Below are 11,517 nucleotides of genomic sequence, written 5' to 3'. Positions count from 1 at the left end.
TTAACTAGTAGGATTTTCAGGAAATCTCTCGAAATATTTAAGTATAAAGGGGGAGAGTGTATGACTAGTTTACCAATTATAGTAGCTCCGATGTTTTTAGTTTCTAACCCTAAGATGGTTATTGAAGCTAGTAGAGCAGGGGCTATCGGTTCTTTTCCGTTATTAAATGCAAGACCCGCTTCAGTATGTGCTGAGTGGCTTGAAGAAATAAAAAAGGCGCTACCTACTGAGCAATGGGCAGTCAACTTTATATGTCACCCTGTAGCGAATACACGTTTTGAGGAAGATTTACAGTTAATTGAACAATTCCAGCCACCAATTGTCATTACTTCATTAGGTAATCCAAAGAGAGTTATAGACATTGTGCACGGGTATGGAGGGAAGGTCTATGCAGATGTTGCGAACGTCAAGCATGCTAAAAAGTCTGCTGCCACAGGTGTAGACGGACTAATCCTTGTTTGTGCAGGAGCTGGTGGGCATGGTGGGCAACTGAATCCATTTGGCTTTATATCTGCGGTAAAGAAATTCTATACGGGTACAATCGTTTTATCAGGCTCCATCTCTAGCGGTGCAGACGTATTAGCTGCTCAAATAATGGGAGCAGACTATGCATATATGGGTACTCGTTTTTTAGCTTGTGATGAAGGAAATGCACCTGAGGAGTACAAAAATATGGTGATTGAAAGTGATACCTCTGATATTTTATATACCGATGCATTTAGTGGTGTCCATGTTAATGTATTAATTCCATCCTTATTGAAGGAGGGCATTGATCCAGCGATATTGAAGCCAAGAGAGGATGTTGATTTAACACATCTCGTGAATGTCAAGGCATGGCGAGATATTTGGTCAGCCGGACATGGCATTACTAATATTGTCGAACGAGAGTCCGTTCGTGAAATACTCATAACGTTGGGAGCAGAGTACGAGGAAGCAAAGCAACAACTAAATTCTGTACAGTCATTTTAAAAACTATAAAAAAGGGCAAGTCCAACCAAATGCAGTTGGGCTTGCCTTTTAACTTCTTTCCGATTCCGGACGCAATTATGCCGAGGCATAATTGATTTTTTAATCATGATTCAATGTAGCGGCGATTTCTGGTTGTTGTTCAACTTGAAGCAGCATATTGAAGGATGCGATGGCTACTTCTACTTGATCATCTTTAGGCTCACGTGTAGTCAGTAATTGAAGCCATAAGCCTGGATAGCCAAGGAAGCGTAACACTGGGATATTACGGCATGCATTTGTAGCTTGAAGTACTTCAAATGATATCCCAAGAACAACTGGAATTAATAGGATACGGTCCAAGAGGCGTAACCAAAGTGGATCAGTTGGTACGAAGAAATATAAAAACATACCCACAAACACAGTGAACAGCATAAAACTACTACCGCAACGATAGTGTAAGCGTGATTGTGCTTGCACATTTTCCACTGTTATGTCCATACCAGATTCATAGCAATTAATAACTTTATGTTCTGCACCATGATATTGGAAGACTCGTTTAATAATAGGTGTTAAAGATATAAAATATAAATAGGTAAGTAGTAAAAATAGCTTAATGCCACTTTCAAGTAAAATTTGGCCGGTTTTGCCCTCTATCCATTTAGAGAAAAAGTCTGCAATAAATACTGGAATTAATGTAAAGGCGAATTTGCCAAATAAAAAGGAAAGAATACCTACAACGGCAACACCTAAAATCATTTGTAGTTTAGAGCCTTCCTCTTTATGTTCTTCTTCCTCGCCGGGTGTAACGTCGTAACGGTCCCCTGAAAATTGCATATGACGAGAGCCTAAACCAGCTGATTCAATCAGTGCTACAACGCCTCGTACTAATGGGATTTTTTTAAGCTTTTTTAAAATTGGATTTTGAACTTTTTTATAATGATAATAATCAATGGAATCATCGTTACGGCGAATGGCAGTAATCGTATGTTCCTTTCCTCCGAACATTACACCCTCTAATTGTGCCTGTCCCCCGTAAACAGGTGAATTGCTCAAGGCTAACACCACTCTCTTTATATATTTCAACTGTACCATTGTACTAAATTTAGTGAAAAACCTCTAGAGTTACGCATAGTAAAATTTCTATATGGCTACACTAATCGTACAATTTAGGAAATGATTAACGTTAGAAAAGTAAATTCGTGGTACAAAGTTAGGAGGATTTTTTTGAAAGTCGCTAGTATAACATCGCTCGTCAGTGCACTTGTTTTAACTTTGTGTTTAAAGGGACTTCAATATTTTCAACTCATTAAATGGAATCCAATAGGTTTTTATAAGAAGTGGGATTTATTTGAAGGTAGCTCAAAACTATTCCAATGGAGCTTTCTCATCCTAGTCTTATTTCTAATTGGATTTTTTTTATTTATTACGTTGAGATATGTCTATATTATCCCGGCAATTCTATCTTCTTTTTTGCTCGGCCTTATTTTTTCAATCACATTAGAATGGATTGTTCTTGATTTACCTTTGCAATCTTCTTCTTTTAAAAAACTATCGATACCTTTCATAGTCATTGTTATTTGTCTTTTACGTTTCTTACTTGAAACTGCGAATTTTCATCAGAAGGAGCACACAGCACAAAAAGGAAATTAGTTGCTGTCTGCGCCTTCTGTGATAAAATAATTTCAAGTACATAGAAAGAGGCGAATATGCGTGAAGTTATTATGTTTGAATGGACCTAACTTAAATCGACTAGGTAAACGAGAGCCACATATTTATGGTTATGAGACATTAGAAGATGTGAAAAAAAATGTTCAGAATCTTGCGGCGTCTTTAGGTGCCACTGTCGAGTTTCGTCAATCAAATCATGAGGGGATACTCGTTGATTGGGTGCATGAAGCAGAAGACGAAAAATATGATGGTATTATTTTTAATCCTGGTGCATATACCCATACAAGCATAGCGTTACATGACGCAATTGCAGGAATCTCTGTGCCGGTTATAGAAGTACATATTTCAAATATCCATAAACGTGAGGCTTTCCGTCATCATTCCTATCTTGCTCCGGCATGCCTTGGTCAAATCTGTGGACTAGGTACGAAAGGCTATGAACTGGCACTACGCACATTTATCGAGAGGGAGAATGGATTATGTTGAAATTACAAAAGCTACGTAAGGCACTTCAAGAACAAAATATCGATGGCATTTTAATTACGAACGAGTACAATCGTCGTTATATGACTGGTTTTACAGGGACAGCAGGCGTAGCGATTGTGTCTCAAAATGATGCTGTGTTTATCACAGATTTTCGTTATACAGAGCAAGCGGCTGCGCAAGTGCAGAACTTCCGAATTGTAAAGCATGAGACCACAATCATCGAAGAAATTGCGACGCAAGTAAACAACATGGGCATCAAATTATTGGGCTTTGAGAAAGATACTGTTAACTTTGGCACATATGAGCTGTATAAAAGTAAAATTCAAGCTGATTTAGTACCGATTTCTGGGCTAATTGAAAAAATTCGCTTGATTAAGACGCAACAAGAGATTAATATTATTAAGGTTGCGTGTGAAATTGCTGATCACGCATTTACACATATCTTAAACTTCATCAAGCCTGGTAAAACAGAGCTTGAGGTTTCGAATGAATTAGAATTTTTCATGCGTAAACAAGGAGCGACTCAGTCTTCGTTTGATATAATTGTTGCGTCTGGTCTCCGCTCAGCTTTACCACATGGCGTTGCAACGAATAAAGTGATTGAAAAAGGCGACTTTGTCACATTAGACTACGGAGCACTGTACAATGGCTATATCTCGGATATTACACGTACTGTGGCAGTTGGCGAGCCATCTGAAAAACTAGTGGATATGTACAACGCAGTACTTGGTTCTCAGCTTTTAGCACTTGAAAAAGTTGGCCCTGGTTTAACGGGAATCCAAGCAGATGCGATTGCACGTAACTACTTAACAGAAAAAGGCTATGGCGAGGCATTTGGTCATTCGTTAGGACACGGAATTGGTCTTGAAGTACATGAAAGCCCTGGCTTATCGATGCGTTCAGAAACGGTGCTAGAGCCAGGTATGACCGTAACGATTGAACCAGGAGTTTATTTACCAGGAATCGGTGGTGTACGTATCGAGGACGATATTTTAATCACAGAAAACGGTAATGAACTGCTAACTCATTCGTCGAAAGAACTTATTATTTTATAAACTATGGAGGAACACAAATGATTTCAGTAAATGATTTCCGTACAGGTCTAACAATTATTGTAGATGGCCAATTATATCGCGTGTTAGATTTCCAACACGTTAAACCAGGTAAAGGTGCTGCGTTTGTACGCTCTAAACTACGTAACCTACGTAACGGTTCAGTAAATGAAAAAACTTTCCGTGCTGGTGAGAAAGTTGAAAAAGCACAAATTGATAACCGTAAAATGCAATACCTTTATGCACAAGGTGATGAGCATGTTTTCATGGACTTAGAATCATATGAGCAAACTGAACTTTCTTCAGCTGCAATTGAATATGAATTAAAATTCCTAAAAGAAAACATGGAAGTGCATATCCAATCATACCAAGGTGAAATGTTAGGTGTTGAATTACCAAACACTGTTGAACTAGAAGTAACAGAAACAGAGCCAGGTATTAAAGGTGATACAGCTTCTGGTGGTACAAAACCTGCAACACTTGAAACAGGTCTTATTGTACAAGTGCCATTCTTTGTTAACCAAGGTGACATGTTAGTTATCAATACAACAGAAAGTTCTTACGTTTCTCGTGCGTAATGAATAAAAACATCCAACCTACTCTTTTCTAACAAAAGGGTAGGTTTTTTACATATAAAGCAATCGAATTTTGTGACAATAGATAGAGGAATAGCAGTTTTTTTACTAGTATAAAAAGTGGTTTCTATCATTTGAGGTATGGTCATTTTTGGAAGAGTTGCTTACAATTAAAGTAAGGAGTGAATGCTATGCTACAAGCAACTTTTGAAATATCAACCTCAATTATTCAAGCACCAATGGCTGGTGTAACTACGCCGAAATTTGTGGCTGCCTGTGCAGAGGCAGGTATCTTGGGCTCGATTGGAGCGGGCTATTTAGATGGGGAACAAACGAAAAGTTTTATTCAGGAAGTTAAACAGCTAACGAATAAGCCGTTTGCAGTTAACTTATTTGTACAGGAAGAGGCACGTATTGATATCGATGTTCTTCAAAAAGCTCGAATGGCTTTACAACCGTTTTATGAAGAACTCGGACTTTCACCTGTACAAAGCGTCATGTCCAAGGAAGTATTTGAAGGACAAGTACAAGCTGTTCTTGATGAAGACGTAGCCATTTGTTCCTTTACATTTGGCATTCCTTCAGCAGATGTCATTCAACGTTTAAAGGACAACAATGTTTATGTTATTGGTACAGCTACTACATTAGAAGAAGCAAAGTGTGTAGAACAAGCAGGGCTGCAAGCTGTTGTCCTTCAGGGTGGGGAAGCTGGAGGTCATCGTGGTTCCTTCACTGAACCTATGCAATTAATAGATTTGCATGATTTACTTCAGCAAGTAGTAGGACAAATTTCTATACCAATAATTGCTGCTGGAGGTATTGTGACAAAGGAAGATGTAAACAAAGCACTAGCAATGGGTGCACAAGCAGTTCAAATTGGTACAGCTTTATTAGTAGCAGATGAGTGTGAAATTTCACCTCTCTATAAAAATGCCGTACTTCAATCGAAAGCACAGCAGACGACGATTACTCGTGCCTTTTCTGGTAAACCAGCAAGAGGTCTAGCGAATGGTTTTACGGAACGTATGAAGGATGCTACTGTGGCACCATATCCCTTGCAAAATGATCTAACTACAATGATTCGTAAAGAAAGTGCAAAACAAGGCAATGCCGAATATTTATCGATGTGGATGGGTGAAAATAGCCATTTAGTGAAACAAACAGGCTCCGTGAAAAGCATCGTGGAAAAATTATTTTAATAGGCGTGTTGATTAGGAAAAAATAGGTTTATTATTGAGTGATAAAAAGATTTATTTTTGCTATTTTGCTAGTACATTCCCATTTTAACTGATTGTAGCGTAGAGCTACTCGACTCCCGCGGGAAAGCTAGTAGCCCGAAGTGGAAATCAGAGCCTTCAAATTAACCAGGGTGGATAAAAATGGTTAATCACAATAGTTACTTTAATTCATAAATAACTTAGATCTCTATACGTATGTATAGAGGTCTTTTTTTTTGGCTAGCAACATATATTGCTGTACACGAGGGGGCGTATGAAATGGAATTACAGGACGTATTAAGAGTCGCTGGAGTGGGACTAGTAGTTGCGCTTCTTCATGTCTTCTTTGATCAAACAGGAAAGAAAGAATTTTCATTTTTCCTATTTTTCATTGCCTACTTATATATGACAGCGGAATTACTGCGATTTCTACGTCTATTTTTCAATGAAATCCTTACATTCTTTCAATGGCTGACCTCATCCGGGTAGTGTAAATGGAAATTGTCATCGTAGCTGTTGTCATGCTGCTACTATTATTGCTTATAAAAGAAGTCATACAGCCACTCCATGCGCTAATTAGTGTAATGTTTTCGTTTTTGCTGTTCGGTATGTTGTTCTCGACACTCCTCTTGCCATTCATTAAGCAATTGCTTGAGACGTTAGCTTTTTTGCCCTATGCGAAAGCCATTGTGGTAAGCGCTAGTCTTTTTTATGTAGGTCAATGGGTGTCTATTTTACTTGTAGAACAAAATTATAAAGTACTCGGGCATATTGTTTATGATGGAATCAAGATTGTTATTTTGTTGTACTGGTTTAAGGAATTTTTGGCTGTTTTACAGGAGGTGTCTGCCATTTTACAACGGCTAAACTAAGGGGCGAAGACATTGCTAGAGCAAATATTTTCGTTTTTAACTGATCCATTCTTTCTGTTGCTCAAGATGACGCTTATTTTGTGTGGCTACGTCATTATAATTTTGATTGTCAATATGATATTACCAGAATTTGAAAAAGGGACAAGGATACTTTTTTTTCTTATTGTACTTGCAACAATAGGACCTGTCGTTGTGAATTCATTTAAATTAATAGACGAAATAGCACAGGGACTAGCTCATTTATTTACTGCTTTTTATCCTATTCTTACTTCAAGCTTTCTTTTATCAAGCAGTATAACAGCAATTGCTTCTTGGCAACCTTTTTTACTTTTTTTTGTACAAGTATTAACGATTATTAGTAGTAAATGGCTTATCCCTGGAGTACTTTTTTCCATTGTTTTTGATGTCAGCAGTGTCATTGTTAAAGAAATTTCGTTTACGAGAATTGCTGAAATGATTCGTTTTACCATTATGAGTATCGTCTCGGCATCTGTTATTTGTTACATCATTTTAATGTCGGCGAGTGGTGTTGCTGTGTTTACTGTTAGCGCAGCTGTTTCAGAGCCTGTGAAGAAATTAATAGAGGAAAATATTCCGGTTGTTGGCTCCTTTATAGTAGATAGTTTTTCAATGTTCCAGCATATGACACAATTTTCTTCTTCTATTAGTAGTATTTCTGCGTTTATAGCGGTTATTACCGTGTCGTTCATTCCGACCGTTCAGCTTGTTGTCAGTGCTTATTCGTTGAAACTGTTAGCTGCTATTTTAGAGCCAATTGCCTTTGATGATATTTGTAGACTACTAGATCATATTAGTAAATCCCTATTTACATTATGTGCAGTATCGTTTCTAATTGCTTTTTCATTTATGTTTTCTTGTTTATTCCTCATTGTTTTTGTGCAAGTTATGGCTGGGGGGAGATAGATTGATTCTTTTATTGGCATTGCTCTTTATCTGTCAGATATTTGTGTTTCTAACAGAAGATAAAGAAATAATTTCACTTACAAAGCTTGTTATTACGTTAGTATTTTTGCAATTGCTATTAAAGATTCCATTTATCAATTCATAGGAGGAAACAAGCGTACATACACTTGAAAAAGAGAAGATGAAAGGAGGCAATGTACAAGTGATGTGGAAAAGAAACAAAAAAAAACAACGTCATTTATAGTATTAATGCTTATTGCTGCCTCCGTGGGAATTTTCATCATATTACCAATGTATCAAACGAATACAACAAATGGGCAAGTAACATCGGTGACCAATGAAGAAAAACTTGAGCAGACACTGAAGGCTATGAAAGGTGTTGGGGAGGTTAAAGTCTATTTTTACTACGGAGATATGACAGAAGAGAAGGATGACACTAAACTATTCAGTCAATATTTTCGAGGAACTGAACAAGGCACGAAAGAAGTAACAGGGATGCTAATTGTTTCAGAGGGAGCATCAGATATCTTTGTAAAAAATGAAATTCGTGCTGTCGTTAGTCAAGTAATGCAATTGCCGATTCATCGAATTATTATCGTTCCAATGGAAAATAAGGAGGAAAAGTAAATGCGCGTACGTAGAAGAACAGTTTGGTTTATGACATTATTAAGTCTAGTAGCGGTTATTTCAGTGTATTATTTGGTTGATCCAGCAAAACAATTTAATGGACTAACTATTTTCACAGATGACGCATTACAGCAAACTGCGGTAACGGGTGTGACTGATCAAGAAGCAGCGAAAGAGGGAGCGACGAAGGAAGTATCTTCTCCAAGTCACTTATTTGAAGAAATGCGCATGCAAGTTAGTGATGAAAGAAGCCAGCTTCGTCAACAATTAACGCAGAAGATCGGTTCAAAAGATTACACAGCAGAAGAAAAAAATAAGGCGTATAATGACATGGATAACCTTATAAAACAAGAATCCGCAGAAGCAATGTTAGAAATGCTTATTAAATCTTTAGGTTACTCTGATGCGTTTGTAAAAGCAGATGGTGATAAAGTATCTGTAACTGTTATGGCGGAGGAGCTATCAAAAGCTCAAGCAAATGAAATTATTTATTTGGTAAAAACAGAGATGGAAGGCGCGAATGACGTCCAAGTAAAATTCAGTGCAAATAATTATTAAAAATAGAGAGAAAAAAGAGAATTTTCTGTTTAGTTGATTATCATTGTTATATATCAGTATAATGAAAAGGCTTTCGTTTATTAAAAGAAAGCCTTTTATTTTGTTCACTTTTACTTAATTTTCATTAAAGTATTTCAAATTGTTCGAAAAAAATATAGAATAGTGCTTGTAGTAGATTTTATTTCATTTCATAAGGAGAGTTAGGAATGTTCAAAATTCAAGAAATTCGTGAAATTATTAAATTAGTAGATTCTTCTTCAATCGACGAGTTCGTTTATGAAGTAGATGGCGCAAAAGTTAAGTTAAAAAAGAATGGTGTTGTTACTGAAACTGTAGCACCTAAAAAAGAAGTAGTGGCACCTGTTGTACAACAATCTGCACCAGCAGCAGCTCCAGTAGCACCAGCAGCTCCAGCACCAGCAAAAGCTGAAGAAGCACCAGCTGCAGCACCAGCAAATAACGACCCATCGTTACATAAAATTGTATCTCCGATGGTTGGTACTTTTTATCAATCTCCAAACCCGGAATCACCAGCTTATGTTAAAATGGGGGACAAAGTTGGTAATGAAACAATCGTATGTATCGTAGAAGCTATGAAACTATTCAACGAAATTGAAGCAGAAGTTCAAGGGGAAATCGTTGAAGTACTTGTTAAAGACGGTGAATTAGTAGAATACGGTCAACCATTATTCCTTGTAAAAGCTGAGTAAGGAGTGCACAACAATGAAAAAAGTATTAATTGCAAACCGCGGCGAAATCGCTGTGCGTATTATTCGTGCTTGTAAAGAGTTAGGCATTCAATCTGTTGCCGTATTCTCTGAAGCAGACGCAGACGCATTACATGTGAAATTAGCAGACGAAGCATATTGCATCGGGCCAAAGCTATCAAAAGATTCATATCTTAGCTTCCCGGCTTTACTTAGCGTAGCAGAAAAAACTGGTGCAGACGGTATCCACCCTGGTTACGGCTTTGTATCTGAAAACGCTGACTTCGCTGAAGCTTGTGAAAACGCAGGCATTAAGTTCATTGGACCTTCATCTGATTCTATTAAAATTATGGGTATTAAAGACGTTGCACGTACAACAATGGAAGCAGCAGATGTTCCACTTGTTCCAGGTACTGGTATCGTTCCAGATATCGAAACAGGTAAAGAATGGGCTGCTAAAATTGGTTACCCAGTGATCATCAAAGCAACTGCTGGTGGTGGCGGTAAAGGTATCCGTGTAGCGCGTACAGAAGAAGACCTTGTAAAAGGCATTGAAATTACGCAAAAAGAGGCTGCTGCAGCATTCGGCAACCCTGGCGTATATTTAGAAAAATTCATCGAGTACTTCCGTCACTGTGAAATCCAAGTATTAGCGGATGGCTATGGTAACGTAGTACATTTAGGTGAACGTGACTGTACAGTTCAACGTCGTATGCAGAAATTAGTAGAGGAAGCTCCGTCTCCAGCGCTATCTTCTGAGCGCCGTGCTGAAATGGGTGCAGCTGCCGTTAAAGCTGCACAAGCTTGTAACTATGAAGGTGCTGGAACAATCGAGTTTATTTATGACTATCGAGAAGATAAATTCTACTTCATGGAAATGAATACTCGTATCCAAGTAGAACACCCAGTAACTGAAATGATTTCTGGTGTAGATCTTGTACAACAACAATTAAAAATTGCATCTGGTGAAAAACTTCCTTTCACTCAAGATGATATTAAATTAAATGGTTGGGCAATTGAATGCCGTATCAACGCAGAAAATGCTTATAAAAACTTTATGCCATCAGCTGGTACTGTAGATACTTACGTAACTCCAGGTGGCTACGGTGTACGTATTGACTCTGCTGTGTATGCGGGCTATACAATCCCACCATATTATGATTCAATGGTTGCGAAACTAATTGTTCATGCAAATACACGTGAAGAAGCGATTGCGAAAATGAATCGTGCTCTTAGCGAATTTGAAGTATCTGGTCCTGGTATCAATACAACAATTCCATTCCACCAAGCATTGATGAACAATGACGTTTTCAAATCAGCGCAATTCAATACGAAGTTCCTTGAAGAGAATGATGTTTTAGGGACAAGCAAGTAATTGATTTGTGGATTTAGGGAATAGAATAGGGAATAGAATGCATTCCAAATATCGCAATAAAATTACCTTCTAACATTCAATTGTTAGGAGGTTTTTTATTTGGCTAGAAAAGGTCAGCGTACAGGGATTTTTGATTTAGAAGATGTGACAGAAGCTATACAGCTACCAAGTTTTGAGGGTACGTTTAAAGAGGAAGATACAATACTGATTACTCCATCAAAGCTAATGATCGATGTTGCTGAATTACATGAGGGTAAGAAAGGTGTAGAAATTAATAGTGCTTTGTTAATTGTGAAAGAGCAAATGCGTCTGTCGGGCGTTCGCAAGGCAACAATCAGCGAATATATTTATACTTTTAAACGTTTAGTAGATGCAATGAAAATTGAATACGTAGATGACATTAAATTGGAGTCTATATTTGGTTGGCTTGCGAGCTTAGGAGAGAGCAGGCTTATATAGAAAACAGTCACTTGATTTATGACTTCTAAGTGCCATCAGAAAGCGTTGA

16 protein-coding genes are annotated in these 11,517 nt (G+C 37.7%); 15 read left to right on the top strand and 1 reads right to left on the bottom strand.

All coding sequences use genetic code 11. The annotated features are described in order from the left end of the window. Positions 1–60: 60 nt before the first annotated feature. The gene (locus ACQKNC_RS01390; RefSeq protein WP_427423107.1) at positions 61–969 is read left to right on the top strand and encodes an NAD(P)H-dependent flavin oxidoreductase; all 909 of its coding nucleotides are present in this window, start codon (positions 61–63) and stop codon (positions 967–969) included. Positions 970–1,068: 99 nt separating this feature from the next. Here the strand turns inward: ACQKNC_RS01390 and ACQKNC_RS01385 are convergent, their stop codons facing one another. After that, positions 1,069–2,040 carry a DUF1385 domain-containing protein gene (locus ACQKNC_RS01385; RefSeq protein WP_427423106.1) on the bottom strand — a complete coding sequence of 324 codons (972 nt, stop codon included), beginning with the start codon at positions 2,038–2,040 and terminating at the stop codon, positions 1,069–1,071. Between the two features lie 132 nt (positions 2,041–2,172). Between ACQKNC_RS01385 and ACQKNC_RS01380 the strand changes: the two genes are divergently transcribed. The 14 genes from ACQKNC_RS01380 (at position 2,173) to ACQKNC_RS01315 (ending at position 11,468) form a co-directional block, all read left to right on the top strand. Continuing rightward, complete coding sequence (locus ACQKNC_RS01380; RefSeq protein WP_427423105.1) at positions 2,173–2,598, top strand: hypothetical protein; 426 nt, start codon at positions 2,173–2,175, stop codon at positions 2,596–2,598. 60 nt (positions 2,599–2,658) lie between these two features. Continuing rightward, positions 2,659–3,102 (top strand): type II 3-dehydroquinate dehydratase, encoded by a 444-nt coding sequence (gene aroQ, locus ACQKNC_RS01375; RefSeq protein ID WP_427423104.1) that lies wholly within the window; start codon positions 2,659–2,661, stop codon positions 3,100–3,102. Then, positions 3,096–4,157 carry a M24 family metallopeptidase gene (locus ACQKNC_RS01370; protein WP_427423103.1) on the top strand — a complete coding sequence of 354 codons (1,062 nt, stop codon included), beginning with the start codon at positions 3,096–3,098 and terminating at the stop codon, positions 4,155–4,157. The genes aroQ and ACQKNC_RS01370 overlap by 7 nt, the downstream gene beginning before the upstream one ends. A gap of 17 nt (positions 4,158–4,174) precedes the next feature. Further along, positions 4,175–4,732, top strand: a complete 558-nt coding sequence (gene efp / locus ACQKNC_RS01365; protein ID WP_427423102.1) for an elongation factor P — start codon at positions 4,175–4,177, stop codon at positions 4,730–4,732. A gap of 188 nt (positions 4,733–4,920) precedes the next feature. Beyond that, complete coding sequence (locus ACQKNC_RS01360) at positions 4,921–5,928, top strand: NAD(P)H-dependent flavin oxidoreductase (RefSeq protein ID WP_427423101.1); 1,008 nt, start codon at positions 4,921–4,923, stop codon at positions 5,926–5,928. Positions 5,929–6,225: 297 nt separating this feature from the next. Further along, positions 6,226–6,435, top strand: a complete 210-nt coding sequence (locus tag ACQKNC_RS01355) for a hypothetical protein (RefSeq protein WP_012295089.1) — start codon at positions 6,226–6,228, stop codon at positions 6,433–6,435. A gap of 5 nt (positions 6,436–6,440) precedes the next feature. Continuing rightward, positions 6,441–6,818, top strand: coding sequence for a hypothetical protein (locus ACQKNC_RS01350; RefSeq protein ID WP_427423100.1), 378 nt, complete (start codon positions 6,441–6,443; stop codon positions 6,816–6,818). Between the two features lie 12 nt (positions 6,819–6,830). Next, positions 6,831–7,742 (top strand): stage III sporulation protein AE, encoded by a 912-nt coding sequence (locus tag ACQKNC_RS01345; RefSeq protein ID WP_427423099.1) that lies wholly within the window; start codon positions 6,831–6,833, stop codon positions 7,740–7,742. Between the two features lies 1 nt (position 7,743). After that, positions 7,744–7,887 (top strand): hypothetical protein, encoded by a 144-nt coding sequence (locus tag ACQKNC_RS01340; RefSeq protein ID WP_427423098.1) that lies wholly within the window; start codon positions 7,744–7,746, stop codon positions 7,885–7,887. Positions 7,888–7,949: 62 nt separating this feature from the next. Then, positions 7,950–8,369 (top strand): hypothetical protein, encoded by a 420-nt coding sequence (locus ACQKNC_RS01335; RefSeq protein ID WP_427423097.1) that lies wholly within the window; start codon positions 7,950–7,952, stop codon positions 8,367–8,369. Further along, positions 8,370–8,927 (top strand): SpoIIIAH-like family protein, encoded by a 558-nt coding sequence (locus ACQKNC_RS01330; protein ID WP_427423096.1) that lies wholly within the window; start codon positions 8,370–8,372, stop codon positions 8,925–8,927. Positions 8,928–9,133: 206 nt separating this feature from the next. After that, positions 9,134–9,637: an acetyl-CoA carboxylase biotin carboxyl carrier protein gene (gene accB, locus ACQKNC_RS01325; RefSeq protein WP_427423095.1), complete on the top strand. Its 504-nt coding sequence runs from the start codon at positions 9,134–9,136 to the stop codon at positions 9,635–9,637. 13 nt (positions 9,638–9,650) lie between these two features. Then, complete coding sequence (gene accC / locus ACQKNC_RS01320; protein ID WP_427423094.1) at positions 9,651–11,009, top strand: acetyl-CoA carboxylase biotin carboxylase subunit; 1,359 nt, start codon at positions 9,651–9,653, stop codon at positions 11,007–11,009. 99 nt (positions 11,010–11,108) lie between these two features. After that, entirely contained in the window at positions 11,109–11,468 is a 360-nt protein-coding gene (locus tag ACQKNC_RS01315) for a hypothetical protein (RefSeq protein WP_427423093.1), read from the top strand. Positions 11,469–11,517 lie beyond the last annotated feature (49 nt).

The sequence above is a fragment of the Lysinibacillus sp. NPDC094177 genome, from assembly GCF_050279145.1.
Lineage (GTDB): Bacteria > Bacillota > Bacilli > Bacillales_A > Planococcaceae > Lysinibacillus.
This window is presented reverse-complemented; position numbering and strand designations above follow the sequence as displayed.